At 71.7% G+C, this 19,689-nt stretch carries 15 protein-coding genes; all 15 read right to left on the bottom strand.

All coding sequences use genetic code 11. The features are described 5' to 3' along the window. Positions 1–24 precede the first annotated feature (24 nt). Complete coding sequence (locus NUM_RS34645; RefSeq protein WP_207129165.1) at positions 25–324, bottom strand: WXG100 family type VII secretion target; 300 nt, start codon at positions 322–324, stop codon at positions 25–27. 31 nt (positions 325–355) lie between these two features. Further along, entirely contained in the window at positions 356–760 is a 405-nt protein-coding gene (locus NUM_RS34640) for a YbaB/EbfC family nucleoid-associated protein (protein ID WP_207129164.1), read from the bottom strand. 57 nt (positions 761–817) lie between these two features. Further along, entirely contained in the window at positions 818–1,180 is a 363-nt protein-coding gene (locus tag NUM_RS34635; protein WP_207129163.1) for a hypothetical protein, read from the bottom strand. Position 1,181: 1 nt separating this feature from the next. Continuing rightward, positions 1,182–2,069, bottom strand: a complete 888-nt coding sequence (locus NUM_RS34630; RefSeq protein WP_207129162.1) for an SseB family protein — start codon at positions 2,067–2,069, stop codon at positions 1,182–1,184. Between the two features lie 103 nt (positions 2,070–2,172). Further along, positions 2,173–2,832, bottom strand: coding sequence for a hypothetical protein (locus NUM_RS34625; RefSeq protein ID WP_207129161.1), 660 nt, complete (start codon positions 2,830–2,832; stop codon positions 2,173–2,175). A gap of 42 nt (positions 2,833–2,874) precedes the next feature. After that, complete coding sequence (locus NUM_RS34620) at positions 2,875–3,327, bottom strand: TY-Chap domain-containing protein (RefSeq protein ID WP_207129160.1); 453 nt, start codon at positions 3,325–3,327, stop codon at positions 2,875–2,877. Continuing rightward, on the bottom strand, positions 3,324–3,812 hold the full coding sequence (locus NUM_RS34615) for a DUF6301 family protein (protein WP_225919045.1): 489 nt from the start codon (positions 3,810–3,812) through the stop codon (positions 3,324–3,326). The genes NUM_RS34620 and NUM_RS34615 overlap by 4 nt, the downstream gene beginning before the upstream one ends. Beyond that, positions 3,805–10,437, bottom strand: coding sequence for a WXG100-like domain-containing protein (locus NUM_RS34610; protein ID WP_207129195.1), 6,633 nt, complete (start codon positions 10,435–10,437; stop codon positions 3,805–3,807). The genes NUM_RS34615 and NUM_RS34610 overlap by 8 nt, the downstream gene beginning before the upstream one ends. Before the next feature lie 157 nt (positions 10,438–10,594). Continuing rightward, the gene (locus NUM_RS34605) at positions 10,595–11,434 is read right to left on the bottom strand and encodes a hypothetical protein (RefSeq protein WP_207129158.1); all 840 of its coding nucleotides are present in this window, start codon (positions 11,432–11,434) and stop codon (positions 10,595–10,597) included. Between the two features lie 107 nt (positions 11,435–11,541). Next, the gene (locus NUM_RS37805) at positions 11,542–13,050 is read right to left on the bottom strand and encodes a S8 family serine peptidase (RefSeq protein WP_207129157.1); all 1,509 of its coding nucleotides are present in this window, start codon (positions 13,048–13,050) and stop codon (positions 11,542–11,544) included. 4 nt (positions 13,051–13,054) lie between these two features. Continuing rightward, entirely contained in the window at positions 13,055–14,224 is a 1,170-nt protein-coding gene (locus NUM_RS34595) for a WXG100 family type VII secretion target (protein ID WP_207129156.1), read from the bottom strand. 1 nt (position 14,225) lies between these two features. Next, positions 14,226–14,663, bottom strand: a complete 438-nt coding sequence (locus tag NUM_RS34590; RefSeq protein WP_207129155.1) for a hypothetical protein — start codon at positions 14,661–14,663, stop codon at positions 14,226–14,228. Between the two features lie 116 nt (positions 14,664–14,779). After that, positions 14,780–15,061, bottom strand: a complete 282-nt coding sequence (locus NUM_RS34585) for a WXG100 family type VII secretion target (protein WP_030448990.1) — start codon at positions 15,059–15,061, stop codon at positions 14,780–14,782. A gap of 22 nt (positions 15,062–15,083) precedes the next feature. Then, positions 15,084–15,389 (bottom strand): WXG100 family type VII secretion target, encoded by a 306-nt coding sequence (locus NUM_RS34580; RefSeq protein WP_207129154.1) that lies wholly within the window; start codon positions 15,387–15,389, stop codon positions 15,084–15,086. A 275-nt stretch (positions 15,390–15,664) separates the two neighbouring features. Further along, a complete protein-coding gene (eccCa, locus tag NUM_RS34575; protein WP_207129153.1) occupies positions 15,665–19,624 on the bottom strand; it encodes a type VII secretion protein EccCa in 3,960 nt (1,319 codons plus the stop codon). Between the last annotated feature and the right edge of the window lie 65 nt (positions 19,625–19,689).

Below are 19,689 nucleotides of genomic sequence, written 5' to 3'. Positions count from 1 at the left end.
CGCCGCGGCACGAGTCGGGGCGGGTCAGAACTTGTTCGAGGCCTCGTCGCCCTTGCCGTAGGTGTCGGCCATCTCCTCCAGGCCGGTACCGATCTGGGTGATCTCCTTGGCCAGGCTCTTGAAGTAGTCGTCCGCCTGCTTCTTCGGATCGTTGTACTTCTCCTCGAAGCCCTTGCCGTAGTCGTCACCACCCCAGCACTTGCCCTCGGCGTCCAACTTGCCCTGCAGCCGCTGCTGGATGTCCGCGACCGCCTTGCCGACATCCTCGAACTCCGGTGCCGTCTTCTTCAGATGCGGTGGATCGACCCAGAAAGCACTCGTCATGGCGTCCTCACCTCGCAGGTCGGTCGACGTCTCACCGTGGCGGACCGAGCCGGCCCAGATCGGTGGGATCCTCCGGCAGCAGCTTCGTCAGGTCGAGCTGCTTCTCCATCCCGCCCAGCGAACCCACCCCGCCCTCCGGCATGAACGGGCGGACCGTCTCGTTCAGCTGCTCGCGCAGGTCACCGGTGGCGGCCTGGGCCACCGCGAGGATCGTCTCGGCCAGCGTGACCGAGTCGTACGACCGGAGCACCCGCGGGTCGATCTGCAGCTCGGACAGCTCACCGCGGGACGTCACGCGGGCACTGATCAGCCCGTCCTCGGACTCGGCGGTACCGACGACCTCGGCCATCCGCTGCTGCATCACGCCGAGGTTGTCGCGCATCGTGCGGTACTGCGCCATCAGCGAGTCGATGTGCGCCTGCCAGTCAGCCCGCACCGGACACACTCCCTTCCCGGCCCGCGAGGCCGGGCTCGACGTCGCGCGCTGCCACCACTACACCCGTTCCGCACGCACGTCGGTGACCTCCGCCGCCGGCGCCCACGCCTGGTAGACGCCGCGATCGAACCGCTCCAGCCCGAGCCGCTCGGCCACCGGGGCACGACCACCGGTGTACTCCACCCGCAGCCAGTCACCGCGATCACCGAGCACCTTGAACGGCTCACCGCGCCACACGCAGCGGGTGGTGAGGTAGCCGAAGCCGGTCGCCGCACCGAACGGCACCACCCGCCGGTACCGACCGGGCGCCACCTCGTCGAAGCCCGCGCGCGCGGTGTCCGAGTACAGGTGCAGCGTCTCGCCGTCCGGGGACGCCTCGAAGTCGGTGCCGTCGACCGTCGCGTAGTAGCCGTCCCGCACGTCAGCCCTCCCCACTCGCGTTCCGGTGCCACGTCTGCAGATCCGCGTCGTACACCGCGGCGAGCGACTGGCCGCCGTCGGCGGCGATCCGCCACATCTCCGCATGGTGCGGCAGCCGCACGCTGTCCACCTTGTACTCGGGGACCGCCAGCCGGGAGTCGGCCACGTATCCGTTGCCCAGGAACGGCGGATGCTCGATCACCCAGCCCGCCGGCATCGCGTGCACGCTCGCCTCGTCGGTCCCCCCGTACGGCACCCGGTAGAGGTCGGCGCAGTAGCCGGGCCACCGGATCACGTGCAGCTCGGCCGGCTCCGCCGGGAACGGCGAACCGGGAAACGCCAGGCCGAGGTTCGCCACCAGGTCGGCCGGGGTGCGCAGCTCGCGGGTGTCCTGCCACCGGTGCACGTAGCCGGCGACGAAGCCGTAACCCGCCTCCAGGTAGGCCGGCAGCATCGGCGGCGGCACCACCTTCTGCATCGCGGTCGGCGCCGGCCGGCGGGTCGGCACGGTGAAGTCACCGGACGCGACCTGCCGCACCATCCGCGGGGCCAGGTTCATCGCCAGCGGCAGCCCGGCGTCCACCGCGAGCCACCACCGCTCGTTCGGCCACGTCTCGGCCAGCGCCGCCAGCCGGACCTTGCGGTACGACTCGAACGCGCCGTCGGTGCCGGCGGCCATCGCCTGCCCCGACGTGTACGCCGCGACGTGGATACGCTCGCCCAGCTCGACGGTGGCGAACGCGACCTGCCCGTTCACCACCGAGCCGGGCGCCATCGGCAGGACCAGGTCGAGGTCCGCGAGCAGCCGCAGGTAGCTCGCCGGGTCGTCGTGCCGCAGCGCGGCGAGCATCGCGGACTCGGTCTCGTCGACCGGTTCGTACCTGACCACCCAACCTCCTCGGCCGTACCGCCAATCTAACCGGCCCGGGCCACCGCCCCGGACCACCGACGACCACGACGGCGGCGCGCCGGGCCGGCTCGCCGCCGGCGCCTCAGCGACCCAGTACGAGATCGGCCGCGCGGTCCAGCACGGCGCCGGCCACCGCCCGCGGCGCCGCGTAGTTCGCCGACCGGATGTGCGCCAGCAGCTCCGGTTCCGGCGCGATGCCGTACTCGGCCGCGAAGTACGCCAGCGCCTCCGACCACACCCACACCCCGTCGGTACGCACGTGCAGCGGCACCGCGTCACCCCGCTCGGCGTCGAACGGGTCGGGGTCGGATCCGTTGGCCCGCAACGCGACCGGCGCTCGGCGCAGGTACGCGGCCACGGCACCGCGCTCGGCCCGGGACAGCGCCGGGCGAGCCGGATCGGTGACCGGCCGGCCGTCCGGGCCGGGCCGGTCGAACACCTGCGCGAGCCGCAACCCGGTGTCCGCACGGGATGCCGCGGCACGCCGCTCGTCCGCCGCCCGCCAGGCCTGCCGCCAGCGGGCGATCACCGCCTGCGCCTGCTCAGCGGAGATCGGCACCAGCTGCTCGTCCAGGTCGCCGAGGTCGTCCCTGGCCAGCAGGTCGGTGGGATGCCAGCGGCCGTCCCGCTGGTACACCTCGTCGGTGGGCAGCGGCTCGGTCGCGGTGCGCCGCACCAGACTCCGCGGCCGCTCCACCGTGTCTCCCGCGTCGACCCGCGCGAAGTACGTCACCTCAGGCATCGGCGTCCTTCTCTCGCCTCGACGGGCGACCCCAGTGGCGTGTCACGCCGACCGCCGGAGGCCCAGCCCGGGAAGATCCACCGGAGCGCGGGTGTTCTCGTTCCAACTTCGATAAACCAGAGCATCGCTCGTCGGCACGCCGTAGGCGTCGCGCAAGGCGGCCACCGACATTGCCGCCACCCGCCGGTAGTCGCCGGATCGCGCCGGCCAGCGCAGGCTCGTCTCCCAGTTGCCGGACCCGTCCGGCGGTCTCGGGGCGATCCAGCCGAGCGACGCCATCAGGGCCCGGCCCGCCGCGGTCAGCCGCTGCTCGGGCGGCAGCACCTGCTCACCGACGACCTGCGCGTCCAGCCGGTCGGCGAACTGCATGAACTGCACGTACCGCTCGTCTCCGGTGCCGGCGTCGGCGCAGACGATCAGGAACGAGTCGGCCGGCAGGCTCGCCAGCGCATCCGGCAGTCGGGCTTCGAGCTCCGCCCAGGACGGCACGCTCACTCACCCGCCCCGTCGATCCGATCCCACAGGTCCTGGTACTCGTTCCGAACGAACGCGAGCATCAACGACACCGTGAGGCGTTCCAGCACCAGCGTGCAACCCGCCGTCCGCCAGCGAATCTCCGGTCGCTCGCCCGGGACGCGTCGGGTCGGCTCACCGAGCAGGCGGCCGATGTGTTCCGTCGCGTCCACGAAGGCGTCCCGCAACCGGTCGACGCCACCGGGGTCGGCCGGGTCGATGCGGTTCGTGATCCGCAGGCGGATGCGATTCACGGTGCTGCCATCCAGCACGACGTCAGCCGTTCCTGGTTGCAACGGAAGTCCGGTCACGTAACGGATCGAGTCCGGAATGCGCTCCTGCACCCGCCAGCCCGCGGCGGCGGCCAGTGTCTCCAGGGAACCCTCCGACCAGTCGAACGAGTCGGGCGCCCAGATGCCGACGAGCTGCCGAAGCTCATCGGCGTTCAACGCTCGCCACTCAACCACTGGCACTCGCCTCCGCCGGGATTCCGGAAACCTTCATTCCCTTGGTCTGGAACGGGATCAGATCGTTTCCAGAACCCTTCCGGCCCAGTTCGTACTCGGTCACCTTGAGCGTACCAACGGCGCTGACCTGCACCTTGTAGGACTCGACGCGCAGGCTCCCGTCCCGGATCGCGTCCACCAGCCGGTCGTACGCCGGCCGGTCGGTCTCCCGCAACCGCTCCAGTGCGGGGCCGAGCTTGTTGTCCGCACCGAGCAGCTCGCGGACGTACTCCGGGCTGCACTGCATCGCGCGCACCTTGGGGCCGTCGGGCCCGGGGACGAGGGCGGAGCCGAGGGTGGACCCGGCGCCCTTCGCCTCGACGACAGCCAACGTCCGTTGTGGCGGCTCGCCGTGCGCCTCGGCGAAGAGGACCATGTCGAGGTTCCCGGGCGTACCCCGGCCCTTGTCGTCGCCGGTCAGTTGGTGCACCCTCGACTCGTCGCCCACACCGAACTCGTTCCGGGCGAACTCCAACGCGCCCGCGGTGCCCAGACGCTCACTGGCGCCGACCAGATCATCGCGCCGCTGCCAGTATCTGGCGACCGCTGTTTCCAGCTTGTTCGCCGACAACGGAACATCCTCACCCCGCTCGTCGCAGGCGTCGCGCAGCGCCTTCAGCCGCTCACCGACCTTGCTGTTCGTGAGCTCCTTCCGGGTGAGCTCGTCCAATCCCAGCCGCCGCAACGTCTCGTTCACCTCATCCGCGGCTCGGGCCAGCTCCGGCGCGTGGTTGTCCCTGATGTCCTCGACGATCGCATCACGGTCCTCGACCGCCTGCCGGATCTCCTCGCTGCCCTTTCTCGTGGTGACCGCATGGTCATCGGTGCTCTTCTCGTTCTCGTGGTAGACGATCCCCGGACGGTCCGGCTCCTTCACGAAGCGGTTGTGCGTGTCGACGAGCACGCCCTTCTCGTCGTCTCGGTGGGTGTCCCGGGGGTCGCCGATCGCGTGGTACTCGCGATCCGACCCGACGCCCATGATCCGGTCGTAACGGTCCTTCGTGCCGTCGATGACCCGAACCTCGTCCGCCTCGTAGTGCGCCCCCTTCGGCGGCGGCGGCAGGTCCTCGTCCCGGATCCTCGTCACGTCGACCCTGCGTGGCACCGCATCGTCCGCCACCAGCCGGGACGGATCGCCGTCGCCAGCGAGGTGGCTGCCGATCTCGTGGCCGTCGGCGTCGAACGAGCGCCAGTGGCCGTCCGGCGGGATGGTCGGGCGGTGGCCGTTGTTCTCCTCGGAGGAGGCGACGACCTCGTTGCCGTGCCGGTCGGTCCACAACTTCTCGGTCGGCGCCTTGACCTCGCGGCCGAGCGCCTGCGCAATCCGCTGCGCCGGCGGGTGCTCGCCATGCCCCGTGTCGCAGGCGGACAGCTTGATCTTGTTGTCGCCCAGGTCGATCCGGCCCTCGTCGGCGAGCCGCTGGATGCCTCGCGCGTACTGCTCGGGGGTCAGCAGCTGGTCGCCCACCTTGAGGTAGCCGTCCCGGGTGGCGTGCGAGTCGAGGTTGACGTAGCCGTCCCCCGGCCGCACCGCGTCGGTGTACGGCCGCATCTCCGGGTCACCGGTGAACTCGTACCCGGCCGGCGTCTCGCGGACGTGCTCCGCCATCGCGGCGTGCGCCTCGTCGTCGGACACGTACTGCGGCAGCTCGTCCGGGTCGTCGTCGACCCCGTCCTCGTCGTGCCGACCCTCTTCGTCGTGCCGGCCGTCCTCGTCGTGTCCGGCGTCGTCCTGCTGGTCGAGGTCGCGGGTCGGTTCGGCGGACCGGTCGCCCGGCGGAGGCTCGGTGCCGGAGCGGTCACCCGGCGGAGGCTCGGTGGCGGAGCGGCCATCCGGCGGAGGCTCGGTGGCGGAGCGGTCGCCGGGTGGGCGGTCGGTGGCGGTCGGTTCCGCGGTGCGATGCGGGGCACCGTCGTTCGGCCGCACCTCCGTCCCGGGCGACGGCGCGTGCCGGTCGCCGACCGGTTCGACGCCGGGTGGCAGGCCGACGTCGGTCGCGCCCGCCGGTACCGGGACCTGGCGGAAGATCTCGTTCTGCTGCTCCTGCAGCCGGGCCGCCTCGGCCGGGTCCTCGGTGGTGCGCTGCCGCTCGTAGATCTCGTGCGTGTCCATCTTCGCGGCGAAACTCTCCGGGGTGTGCACCTGCACCTCGAAGACCTGACCGGTACGCGGGTCGTGCCAGAAGCTGTTGATGCCCTTGTACTTCTCGCCGCCCCAGGTGTTCTTCGGCTCGACCCACGGCTCGTACCCCTGCTCCGCCAGGTGGTCGAAGACCCGCTGCGCACCCTCCCCGTACGACTCGGCGGGCATCTCGACGGTGTAGCGGACGGTGTCCTTCATGCCGTGCGCGATCTCGGGCAGCGTGCTGTCCGGGCTCTGCGCGATCTCGTCGGCGAACTTGCGCTTGAACGAATCCTCGCTCTTGCGCGAGTACTCCTCGCCGACCAGCCGGCCACCGGGTACGGACGCCGCCGTGTCCCGCAGGTCCCGGGTGATGCCCGGCTCGTTGGCCTGCGCATCGGCCAGGATGCCGTCGGCGTACGCGTTCTCCGCCTCCGTCAGGCTGCGACCCTCGCCCTGCCAACCCACGTCGTCCCGGTCGGCACCGTCCCGGTCGGCATCGTCCCCCTCGTCGCCGCTCTCCTCGACATCCCCTCGCTCGTCACGGCCGTCCTCGTCCCTCGGCTCGTCCTCGCCGTTCGGCTCGTCACGGCCGTCCTCGCCGCGGTCTTCGTCGCTCGGTTCATCGCCGCGGTCGTCGGCGTTCGGCTCGTCCTCGCCGGTGGGCTCCTCGCGAGTCGAGGTGTCGTCGTCGCCGGAGCGGGAACGCAGGTCGTCGCCCGGGCCGGCGGTGCGCCCGGGCGAGGGGTCCGCACCGGGGCCGGAACCGCCGTCGCGCCAGGGATCCGCGCCGTAGTCCCCGGCCCTGGACGCGTCGAAGTCGCGATCGACCTGCCAGTCGCTACCGTCGAACCGGGCGACCATCCGCTCGCTGCCGTCGGCGTTCTGCTGCCAGATCTCGGCGCCCTCGGGGATCGGGATCGCGCCGCCGGGCGCGTTCGGGTCGCCGATCTTCACCTCGGGCACGGCGTACCCGTCCATCGAGCTGTCCCGGTGCTGCGGGTCGTAGATCCCGTCGCTGTCGGTGTAGCCCGAACCCATGAACGGGCCGTACTCCAGCTCCTCCGGCCCGGTGGTCCGGGAGTCGTCGACGCCCGGCGAGCCCTGCATGTCGTCCGAGTACGCCGGGACGAAGTGCTCCGGATCGTCGGCCGGGAACCGCAGCGCGAAGTTGTGGTGCTGCTCCGGCCCGAACGTGGTGCCGTCGAACGTCAGCGCGTACCCGTCGTAGTTGCGCTCCGGTGTGTTCAGCTCGCGGACGTCGTCGTGCCGGGCACCGAACCCGCGCACCGAGTCGTGGTAGTTCCCGTTGTTGAGCATCGACTCGGCGGTACCGGGGTTGAGCACCTTCTGCACGATGTCGCCCTGCTGGACCGTCGCCTCGTTGCGGATCGCGGCCATCCGGTCCATGGTCGCCTCGTCGTACGTGTCCGGGTGCCGCCGGCGGTCCTCGTCGAACCGCTGCCGGCGCTCCTGCGGCGTGTCGCCGGGGACTCCGTGGCGTTCCAGGATCCGGTCGAGCTGGTCGTGGTGCGGGGGCGCGTCCGGCTCGCTGTCGTCGCCGTACCTCCCCTCGTACTCGGTGCCGTCCGGCAGTTCGATCCGGTGGTCCCGGTCGCTCGAATCCGGCCCGGCCGGCTGGTCGGTGTCGTCGCCGGGCGGCGGCTGGTCCGCATCGCCGGGCGGCTCGGCCTCCTCGTCGGCCGACCGGGACCGCCACTCGTCGCCCGGCTCGCCGGCGACCGGTTCCTCGCCGGGCCTCCGCTCCCCGGGCCGGGCGTCCTCGTCACCTGCCGGTCGGTGCGCGTTCTGCTCCGCGCCAGGCTGGTCGTCACCAGGCCGATCGGCGTGCGGTTCGTCGCCGGGCCGGGTGCGTCCGTCCTCAACCGATGGCCCGGCCGTACCGGTCGGGTCGTCGGCACCGGTCCGCTGTTCCGGCACCGCTTCCGGCCGCGCCTCGGCACCAGGCGGCGTAGCCTCGACATCGCGACGAGCAGGCTCAGCACCAGGCGACGCAGCCTCGACACCGGGACGAGCAGGCTCAGCACCAGGCGACGCAGCCTCGACATCGCGACGGGTTGGCTCAGCACCAGGCGGAGTGGCGTCGGCATCGCGGCGGGTGGGCTCGGTCCTCGGCGGTGTGGGCTCGGATCGCGGGCCCGGCTCCGGCCGGGAAGTCGGGGTAGGACCCGGGCCGGGGCGCGAGGTCGGTTCACCAGGCGTGGGTGCCGGGCGGGCGGTCGGCTCCGCGGTGCGCTGACCGGGCACGCCCGGGCTCCGCTCCGCCGGGCCGGTGGAGCGGGTGGACTCACCCGGGCCGGACGAACGTGCCGCCGGCGGCCGACCGCTGCCGGGCTCGTCGGGTCGAGCCGGGCCGTCCGGGCGACCCGGCGCACCGGGACCGCGCGGCGCCTCCGCCGTTCCGCCGCGGTATCCGTACCCGCCGTTCCCGCCGGTACCGCCGGATCGCGGCCCGGCGCCGCCGGCGTTGCCGCGACCACCACCACCCAGGGCGCCGCCGGAACCGCCGGTGCCACCGAGACCGACGCCGGGCATGCCGCCGACCATCGGACCACCGCCGGAGCCGGCACTCGCAGCCGGGTCGGCCCGCGGTGCCTGTTGCGGGGCCTGGCCGGGAGTCGGCGCCAGCACCGTCGGCTCGCCCGCGCCACCGGCGTCGGCCAGCGCCGACCCACCGGTATCGGACCGTCCCGAACCGCCGCCGTGGCCGCCCGAACCACCGGAGTGACCACCGCCCAGGCCGGCCGGGCCGCCACTGGCGCCCGAGCCGGCACCGGACCCGTACGAGCCGCCAGAGTCGCCGTGCGACGGGCCAGCAGAGTCGCCCCGCGACGGATCAGGAGAGTCGCCCCGCGACGGGTCAGCAGAGTCGCCGTGCGACCCGGCAACGGAGTCGGCGGGTGACGGCTCGGCCGCGCCACCGGAGTCCGAACCGGACGACTCCCGGTACGCCGACTCGGTGTACGCCGGTTCGCTGCTGGAGTCGGGGTGAGTCGGCTGCACCGGTTCGGCCCGGGTCGACTCCGAGTACGCCGCCGGCTCGGTCCGGGTCGGCTCCGCGGAACCGTTCAGCGCGCTGTGGATCGGATCGTGCGTCGGGGTGTCGGGCGCGGCCGCCTGCTCGGTACGGCCCGGAGTCTCCTCGTGCGAGGTCGGTTCGGCGTCGTCCGGCCGGGACTCCCCAGCCCGCTGCGGCTCCTCGCCGCCGCCGGACGGTCCACCCCCGGACTCCTCCGCACCGCCGGACGGTTCGCGACCGGTCTCCTCCGCACCGCCGGACGGCTCACCGCCAGGCTGCTCGGATCCGCCGGGCCGTTCGGATCCGCCGGACGGCTCGGCGCCGGTCTGCTCCGGCCCGCCACCCGGCTCCTCGCTCCCCGAACCGCCGGGCTCGTCGCCGCGGTACCCGCCGGGCTCGTCGCCGCCGGAACCGCCCGGCTCGTCCGCACCCGGACCGCCGGGTTCGTCGCCGCCGGAACCGCTGGGCTTCTCGTCGCCGAAGTCGGGCGGTGGCGGCACCTCGTCACCGCCGCTGCGGCCGCCGTGCTCGGATCCGCCGCGCTCGCCCGACGGCCCACCGGTCTCGTGCTCCTCGCCGCCACCGCCGTCCTCGCCGCGGTGCCCGGCGAGACCGCCGGCCGCGCCGGAGGTACCGGCCTTGAGCAGGCTCTCCGGGTCGAGCGACTGGCCGTGCGCGACCGCGTCCGCGATGCCGCCGGCCACGCCGCCGAGGGCGCCGTTGACCATCTCGCCGCCGAGGGTGTGCGCGAAGTTGCCGGCGACCTTGCCGAACCCGACGCCGGCCAGACCGCCGGCCGCACCGGTGATCGCGCCGTCGATGACGTCGCCCTTGACCTTGCTCCAGTCGAGCGAGGTGCGGTGTCCCTCCCCGATCTGCACCAGCTGGATCGCCACGTCGGTCAGGACGTTCTGGATGATGTTCATGACGATCGCCTTCAGCACCTGCTGGGCGATCGTGCGGACGGTGATCTGGGTGGCCGCCTCGGCGACCGGGATGCCGGCGGTCGAGCCACCCAACGTCTCGATCGCGTTCGCCAGCATGATGGCGATCTGGATGGCGAGGATGATCAGCGCCGCGATGAACTGGTACTTCGCGTACTCGATCTCGGTGCCGGTGCTGTCGCAGTGCTGGCCGAGCCCCTCCAGCAGCTTGGCCAGCTTCTCGAGGTAGCCGTCCTCGCCGCCGTCACCTGAGGTGTACTTCGACCAGTACTGCCCGAGGTTGTCGGCGGCCTGCCCCTGCATGCCGGCCAGCACGTGGTAGTAGGCGCTGTCGCCCTGGTCGATCAGCTCGCGGAGCTCGCCGGCGGCGGTGTTGTAGGCCTCGGCCATCCGCCACATGCCGTCTTCGTCGCCCTCGGGCCAGTCGGAGCCGACCACCCACTCCAGCCACTCGAGCTCGGACGGCAGCTCCATCCCCATGACAGAGGCCCTCCCGTCCGCCCACGACCGGCACCGACAGCACAGGGATCGCGAGCCGCGGCTGCGGCGGGCGAAGCACGCGGTGGCAGCCACGGCACGCAGCTCGGACGATCGACGCACCGATGATGGCAGAGTGGTGCAAGCACGACGGGGTGACTCAGGCGGGGACGACTCGCTCGATTCGTTGCGGCGACGGCTGATCGCGCCATCCCGGACCGACCGCGAAGTGCTGGTGCACCGCGATCACCTCGGACACCTCGGACTCCGGTACCTGGCCGGTCCAGGTGCCGCGGTCGGCCATCCGCATCGCCACGACCCCCGGGTACGCGTCCGTACCGGCCTGCACCAGGTAGTGCCCGTCGCGATGTCCGACCACCGCGACCCGGTGCCCTCGCACCAGCACGTACGTCACCCGGCCGTACAGGTCGTCCAGCTCGGCGCGCGGGATCAGCCGGGCGTACTCGTCGCCGGGCAGGCCGGTCGGGTCGAAACCGTCCGCGAGCGCGGTGGCGTGCTTGGTGTAGGCGGTCGTGGGTTCGCTCGCCCAGCTGGCCGAGCGGCACACCCGACCCCGGAACACCGCCCGCGAGTAGGTCAGCGCGGCCTCGACCGGCGCCGGGTCGGGCGGCGTCGCGTCCAGCGCGGCGCGTACCCGGGCGACCGTGCCGGCGTCCGCCGTCGGCGCGGCCTGCGGTCGGGCGATCCAGCGCAGGAAGGCCGGTTCCGGCGCCACCGCATGCTCGCTCGCGTGGTACGTCAGGCGGTCGGACCACACCCAGGTGCCGTCGGTGCGCACCACCGACCGCACCACCGCGCCGCGGGCCGCGTCGAGCTGGTCGACATCGCGTACCGACGAGTCGAGGACGACCGTGCCGGCCGCCAGGTAGGCCGCCACCCGGTCACGCTCGCCGGGGTCGAGTCGACGGAGCCGGTCCGGTCGCGGCACCCAGAACCGCGGCCCGAACACCATCGCCACCCGCGGCCACACCTCGGTCACCGGCACCCCCGGGTCACCCGCCCTGTTCTCTCAGCTTCGCACGGCCGCGCTGCCCGTACGCTCCGAGCCCCGCCGCGCCGTTCCCGGCGGAGCGGGGCTCGGGACGTTCAGCGGCCCGGCGGCGGTTGCGGGCCACCGCCCTGCGTTCCCGGCGGCTGCGGCCACAACGGCTGCAGCCCCGGACCCGACCCGCCCGGTGCCTGCGTGCCGGAAGCCGGCGTCCCCGGAGCCGGCGCCGCCGGTGGCTGCGCCCCGGGCGGTTGCGCCCCGAGCTGTTGCGCCCCAGGCGGTTGCGCGCCGGAGGGCGGGCCGTAGCCGGGCGGCGGGCCGGACTGCGCGGGCGGGCCGTATCCGCTCGGCGGGCCGGCCGGTGCGTTCGGCTGCTGGTGCTGTCCCGCCGCACCGTACGGCGCAGGTGCCCCGGGATACGCCGCGCCACCGGGCGGACCTGTACCGGGGCCGTCACCGCGTCGGCGCCGCCGGCCGGTCAACACCACGATCAGCACGATGATGCCGACGATCACCAGCAACCCGATGACCGCGAAGGTGATCCAGCCCCGGGTACTGATGTGCGTCTGCACCGGGCCGACCGCCCGCGCCGAATGCGTCGCGGTCGACCCGGCACTGGCTCCGCCGCCGCCACCGCCGAGCGGGTTCCGGCTCACCGCCGGCACGTTCTCGGTCAGCGCGTCGACCGGCCGCACCGTGCCGTAGCCGAAGTACTTGTCCCGACCCGGATCGCCCTGGTCCTTCGCCGTCTTGACCAGCCGGTTGATCACGTTGGCCGCGTCCAGCTTCGGGTACTTGGCGCGGATCAGCGCCACCGTGCCGGCCACGATGGGTGCCGCCATGCTCGTACCGTCGGCGGACTGGAACTGGCTCTCCGCCATCGGCCCCGTGGTGACCACGTCCACGGACGGCGCCGCGATCACCACCTGCGTGCCGGTGACCGAGCCCGACCAGGCGTTCGACTGCTTGTCCGCACCGGAAACCGCGACGACACCGGGGATCGCCGCGGGCGAGGCGACCGCGGACATCCCGTCGGCGGTGTTCCCGGCGGCGGCGACCACCACGACGTTCTTGGACAGCGCGTAGTTGACCGCGGCGACCTCCTCGGACGGCGGCGTCGCAGCGACCGCGCCCGAGGAGATGTTGATGACGCCGGCGCCGTGGTCCGTCGCGTACCGGATGCCGTTCGCGATGTCGGCGTTGCTGAACTTGGTCGGCAGTTCGATCGGCATGATCTTCGCGCCCGGAGCTACGCCGACCACGTCGTGCTGCCCGCCGCCCTTCGCCGCGATCACGCCGGCCACCTCGGTACCGTGCGTCGCGTCGCTCGTGCCGCCGTTGATCGCGGTACCCGACACGAGCTGTCCGGACAGGTCCGGGTTGCTGCTGTCGATCTTGCCGTCGATGACCGCGACGACGACACCCGCTCCGCGGGTGATGCTCTGCGCCTTGGGCACCTGCAGCGCGTCCACCCACCACTGCTGCTGGCGGATGGGCGTCGCGCTGGCCGTGGCCGGCATGAGCAGGACCAGCCCCATGGCCGCCGCGCCGGTCAGCGCCCACCGGGCCCGGCGGCCCACGCCGCCCGCCTTCCGATCGGCTCGCACTGCGTCAACCACCGAGCACCGACGGGGCGCTGTCGTCGTTGCCGCCCCACGGGTCCTCGTCCTCGGTCAGCCAGGTCTCCCGGCCGTCACCGCCACCGCCGTGGCCGGCACCATGCCCGCCGCCCATCATGCCGCGGCCCATGGCACCCCGACCCGCGCCGGCGGCTCCGCCCGGGAACGCATCCGGCGACACCGGCTTGCCCACCGGGCTGCCACCGCCCGCGCCAGCCCCGGCACCGAGACCGCCGCCGCCCACACCGGCACCCGTCGGGGCGCCGCCGCCGGCGCCGGCCAGGCCGGATCCGGCGCCACCGCCACCACCGCCGTACGGATCGAGCCCACCGTGGTTGCTGTTCGGGCCGTCGGGGTAGGTGCCGATCGGTTTGTGGTCCGGCAGCTTGTTCCTGTCGTTCGGCATGTCGGTGTCGGGGTGCTTGGTATCGGGCAGCTTCGGGTCCGGCATGCCGCTGCCGGTACCGGTGCCCGGCCCACTGCCCACGCCGGGACCGGTGCCGGTGCCGGTGTCGGTCTTGTCGGTGTGCTGGGTCGACAGGTTCGTGGGGTTGGGTGTCGGGCTACCGGCCTTGATGTTGGCGTTGTCGTACTCGTTGTTGGTACCGGCGAGGATGTCGCGCGCGTTGTCCTCGGTGTCGGTGAACCACTTGGTGAACTTGTCGGTGATCCAACCCGTCACGTTGCCGACCAGGTTCCCGGCCCAGTTGTCGAACAGGGTCTTCTTCCAGTCGTCCGGCAACAGGCTGGCGCCCGGAGCAAACCCGTTGGCGTTGCGGTCGATCGCCGCCTGGTGCGCGTAGCTGACCTCGTCGTACATCTCCTCCGGGATCGGCATCTGGTCCTGCAGGCTCTGCAACTGGCTGGAACAGGTCTCCAGCAGGTTGACGACCTTGGACTTGTTGTCGGTCTCGATCTGGTGGATCTGGTCCGAGATCGTCTTGATGTTCTTCCGGTAGGTGTCGCCGGCGCTGCCCTTCCAGTCCTTCAGGTCCTTGATCAGGGTGTCGAGCTCTTCCTTCACCGAGTCGGCGTTGCGGAACACGCCCTTCCACCGGTCGGCGGCCGCGGTCAGCGTGCTCGGGCTGCCGTTGACGCAGGACGCCTCGACGATGTCTTCCCAGCTCATGTCACCGGGGTCGCCGGCGAGGTTGCCACCCATCTCAGTACCCCGATCCGGTTGCCGTGGAGGTCGTGCTCGGCGAGCCGTTCGAGCCACCGGCGTCGGTGAACGCCTTCATGATGTTCTTCGAGTTGGCGTCGTTGAGCTCTTCGGCGTCGTCGTAGTTCTTGATGATCTCCTTGGTCGCCCTGATCGCGACGTCCAGGTTCTTCGCGACGTTGGTGTAGTCGTTGTAGATCGACTGCAGGTACTGCTTGTGCGTCTGCGCCGACTTCACCGCGTTCTGGAACTTGCCGAACGGGACGGTGTGGTCCGCGCCCAGGCAGTCCTTGCCCTTGATGTCGAGGACCTCCTGGGTGAGCCGGTCCTGCACGTACTTCTTGAGGTCCTCCAGGATCGGCACCACGTTCTTCAGGTGGTCGGTGTCGACCTCTGCCTTCTCGGCTGCGCCCGGATGAAAGCTGTAGTCCGTGCCCATCATCAAACCTTTCCGCGGACCGGGCAGGTCACGCGCCAGCCTCTATACGAGAAGCGGGCCTTCGCCGTGAAGCTGAAGGCCCGCCCACCTGTCGTCACCGCATCACCGAACGAGCGTCAGCCCCACAGCTTGGAGTTGCTCATCTCGGTGCTGACGTAGTTGTCGCTCGCGATCCCGACCGCGCCACCGATCTGGTTGAGCACCTGGTTCAGGTCGGTGACTGCCTTGTCCCACTTCTGCTGGTGCTCCTGGTAGGCCTGCCGGTCGCTACCTTCCCACTCCATCCGCTGCAGGCCGGAGCGAAGCGTGTCCAGCTTCTGGTCCATGCCCTGCGCGATCTGCTTCATCTGCGAGTGGGCTTCCTGCAGGACGTGCGGATCAACCTTGATCATCGACATTGCCTGTGACTCCTTGTCCCCGTCAGCCGTTCAGCGCCGAGTGGATCTTGTCCAGCATCTGCTGCTGTTCCTCGTCGTTGTGCTGGTGCTGGCGACCGGACTTGTCGAGCAGGTCGGCGATGTCGTCCATCGCCTTGAGCAGCGTCTTGCTGTCGTCGCTCCACCGCTGCATCAGCTGCTGGAACGAGCCTGCCGCGGAGCCCTGCCAGGCGCTGGCCAGGTCCTGCTGAACGAGCGTCTCCAGCTTGCTCAGATCGCCCTGGATGTCGTCCCGGGTCGACCGGACGTCGTTGGCTGCGGTATGCAGCGTCGCGTGATCAACCTGCATGGGCCCGTTGCCCATGATCCACCTCCCGAACTATTGGAGGACCCCGTGTCCCGACCGACGTCGCCGATCACAAAACCGGCGTAGGCGGCCTACCCAACGTAGGTAGTACGGTATCGGACGTGTGCAATGCTGCGCGAGCAGCGACGGTTGGGTCGGATCGCCCCGATCGAGCACATGACCGTCAGAACACGACGGGTCTTGCTTTCGGTGACAGTTCTATCTGATCCACGCAACCGAGCCAGACCCTCACATTCACCCCACCGGGCCGCCGTTCGTCACGCCGGCGGGTCGAACGCCACCTGGATGAGTTCGTTGCCCTCCCGCCGCCGGATCAGGGTGCCGCGACCCGGTGGCTGCGGGCTCGGCCGCAGGTTGCCGAACAACGCGCCCTCCTCGCGGTTGCCGGACATCAGCAACGCCGGGCTGTCGAGCTCCTTCAACCGCTGCAGCACCTGGTCGTACATGGCGCGGGCGGCGCCGCCGCAGCGCCGGGCGAGGATCACGTGCAGGCCGATGTCCCGGGCCTGCGGCAGGAACTCGGCGATCGGCTGCAGCGGGTTGCCGGACGGGCTCGCGACCAGGTCGTAGTCGTCGACGATGACGTACAGGTCGGGGCCCTTCCACCAGCTGCGGTCGCGCAGCTGGTCGGGCGTGACGTTCGGGCCGGGCAGGCGCTCCTTCATCGCGCCCACCACCGAACCCATCATCTCCCCGAACGCCTGGCCGGAGGCGGCGTAGCCGAGCAGGTGATCGCCCTCGATCGTGCCCAGCATCGAGCGGCGGTAGTCGGCCATGATGATGCGCGCCTGCTGCGGCGTCGTCTTCGCGACGATCTGCTTGGCGATCATCCGCAGCATCGCCGACTTTCCGCACTCCGAGTCGCCGAGCGCGTAGAAGTGCGGTTCGGTGGCGAAGTTGAGCGCCACCGGGGCCAGCCGGCTCTCGTCCAGGCCGATCGTGACGACCCCGGCCGGGGTCTGCGGCGCGCGCTCGATGAACTCGGCCGCCGGGAACTCCCGGGGCAGCAGCCGCACCCGCGGCGCCGGGTCCTGCGTCCAGCCCTCGTTGACCCGGCGGACCAGGTCGATCACACCGTCGCCGAGGTTCTCGTCGGTGGCCTGACCGTCGATGCGCGGCACCCCGGACAGGAAGTGCAGCTTCTGCGGCGACAGGCCGCGACCCGGCGTCCGGGCCGGTACGTTCGCCGCCGCGCGCCGGTCGATCTCCGACTCGGCCGGGTCGCCCAGCTTCAGCTCGAACCTGGTCCCCAGCAGGTCGCGCATGTTGATCCGGACCTCGGCCCAGCGGGCCGCGGTGATCACCAGGTGCACGCCGAAACCCAGGCCGCGCTGGGCCAGGCTGGTCAGCCGCTGCTCGTACTCGTCGAAGTCCTCGCGCAGCGTGCCCCAGCCGTCCACCACGATGAACACGTCACCGAACGGGTCGTCGGCGAACTCACCGTTGGCCCGGCGCCGCCGGTACGTGGCGATCGACTCGATGCCCAGCTCGGTGAACCGCGCCTCCCGCTCGTCCAGCAGCCCGATCACCTCGGCGACCGTTCGGCGTACCGCCTCGGCCTCGCGCCGGGTCGCCACCCCGGAGACGTGCGGCAGGTCGCGCAGGCCGGTCAGCGAGCCGCCACCGAAGTCCAGGCAGAAGAACTGCACCTCGCGTGGCGTGTGGGTGAGCGACATCGAGGCGATCAGCGAACGCAGCATGGTGCTCTTGCCGGACTGCGGGCTGCCCACGATGATCACGTTGCCGCCGGCGCCGCCGAGCTCGGCCCAGAACAGGTCGCGCTTCTGCTCGTACGGCTTGTCGACGACGCCGACCGGGGTGGTCAGCGTGCCCAGGATCTCCGAGCCGACCGGGCACAGCCCGCGATGTGGATCGACCTTCAGCTCCGGCAGCAGCTCGGACAGCGGCGGCGGGGCCGCGAGCGGTGGCAACCAGACCTGGTGCGCCGGCTTGCCCTGGCCGGTCAACCGCTCCGCGATCACCTCCAACGTGGAGGTCTGCTTGCCGCCGTGCTCCGCCGGCTCCGGCTCCGGCGCGGACTCCTCCGGCAGCTCCAGCTCCGGGGTGTAGTCGACGGTGTAGCGCACCACCTTGGTGGACACCAACGCCTTCGCGCGTTCCTTGGCCGCACCGTGCTCGTACGGCCCGGACACGTACGCACCGCGGAACCGCAGCATCGTGGACGTGTCGGCCTTCAGGTAGCCGTGGCCCGGCGCGTTCGGCAGCTCGTACGCGTCCGGCACGCCGAGCACGATGCGCGACTCGACCGCCGAGAACGTGCGCAGCCCGATCCGGTACGACAGATGGGTGTCCAGGCCGCGCAGCTTGCCCTCCTCCAACCGCTGGGAGGCGAGCAGCAGGTGCACCGCGAGCGACCGGCCGAGCCGGCCGATCATCACGAACAGCTCGATGAAGTCGGGCTTCGCGGCGAGCAGCTCGGAGAACTCGTCACAGATGATCAGCAGTGCCGGCAACGGTTCCAGCGGCTCACCGGCCCGCCGCGCCTTCTCGTACTCGTACTGGGAGACGTAGTTGCCGGCGGCGCGCAGCAGCTCCTGCCGGCGCACCATCTCGCCGGCCAGCGCGTCCTTCATCCGGTCGACCAGCTCGATCTCGTCTTCCAGGTTGGTGATCACCGCGCTGGTGTGCGGCAGCACGTCCAGCGAGGCGAACGTGGCGCCGCCCTTGAAGTCGACCAGCACCAGGTTGAGTTCCTCGGACGAGTGGTTGATCGCCAGCGCGGAGACGATCGTGCGCAGCAGCTCGGACTTGCCGGAACCGGTCGCGCCGATGATCAGCCCGTGCGGCCCCATGCCCTCCTGCGCGGCCTCCTTGAAGTCGAGCTCGACCACGTTGCCGTCCGGGCCGCGGCCGAGCGGGATGCGCAGCCGCTCCCGGTTCGGCTTGTTCGGCCGCCAGGTGCGGTGCGGGTCGAGCAGCCCGGCGTCGCCGACACCCAGCAGGTCGGTCAGCTCGTACGCGGTGGCCAGCGCGTCCTCCGGCCCCGTCTGCGCGGACATCCGGTACGGCGAGAGCTGCCGGGCGATCGCCTCGGCCTGCTCCCGGCTGACGTGGTCGGGCCGGCCGATCGGGGTGCTGCGGTCGCCCCGGTAGACCTCCGCCCGGTCCGGCCACAGGTCCAGGCAGAGCAACCAGCGGCCGGCGTCGCGCGGCACGATGCCGTTCAGGTCGAGCACGGTGGTACCCATCAGGCCGGAGCCGGAGAGCTGGCAGTCCGGCGCGACCTCGCCGCCGTCCAGGATCACCAGCAGGTGCGGCACCTCGGTGATCGGCTTCGCGTCCGGCGAGTGCCGCGGGCGCGCGGCGATCTCGTCGCCGAGCAGCTCCTCCAGCTCCCGCATGGTCTCGAACACCAGCCGGCACGCGCCGGCCGCGTCGGTGCGGCGCGAGTACTGGTTGTGCGGCAGCCACTTGGCCCAGTCCCAGGTGGCGAAGTTCTCCGTCGGGGTGATCACCGCGATGCGCAGGTCGTCCGGCGCGTGCAGCGCCGCCGCCTGGCAGATCAGCGAACGCGCGGCGCCCAGGTCGGCCTCCCGGTCGCCGCGCAGCACGATCCGGCTGAATGCGCGGAACGACACCGCGGTCGGCAGGTTCGGCACCGTGTTGAAGGTACGGACGAAGCGGCGCAGCGCGATCGCGCTCATCGGCTCCAGATCCTCGACCGGCTTGGTCTCCGGCGTGACGATCTTGACGGCCAGCTTCTGCGGGCCCACCGCGACCCGCACCTCGCCGAAGTCGTCGTCGGTGACCCGCCGCTCCCACATCCGCCGGGACGCGGCGATCGACCACAACGCGTCCGGCTCCGGGTGCTTCCAGGTCAGCGCCGAGCGCTGCGCCTCGGCCGCCCGCCGGACCCGCTTGCGCACCTGCGCGAGGTAGCGCATGTAGTCGCGCCGCTCGGCGTTCAGCTCGGCCTTCTTGTCACCGCTGCCGCCACCGATCTGGCCCACCGCCATGCCCAGCATCGAGATGCCGAACATGCCGCCGGCCAGGTAGGTCATCATGCCGCCGCCGCGACCGGCGTACATGAAGGCCATCGCGCCGGCGCCGGCCAGCATCGGCAGGATCATCAGGATCTGCCCGATGCTGCGGGGCAGCTGCTCCGGCACCTCCGGCGGCGACTCCAGCAGGAGCTCGCCGCGCGGCAACTGCGGCCCGGGCCGTCGGGCCGGGCGTCGAAACACCACCGTCGTCATGCCGCCTCCGCGGAGGTACGTGTCGGGGGCGCGACCGGGCGCGCCCATCGTGCCGGACGCGGACC

Source organism: Actinocatenispora comari, assembly GCF_017312725.1.
In the GTDB taxonomy this organism is placed as follows: Bacteria; Actinomycetota; Actinomycetes; order Mycobacteriales; family Micromonosporaceae; genus Actinocatenispora; species Actinocatenispora comari.
This window is presented reverse-complemented; position numbering and strand designations above follow the sequence as displayed.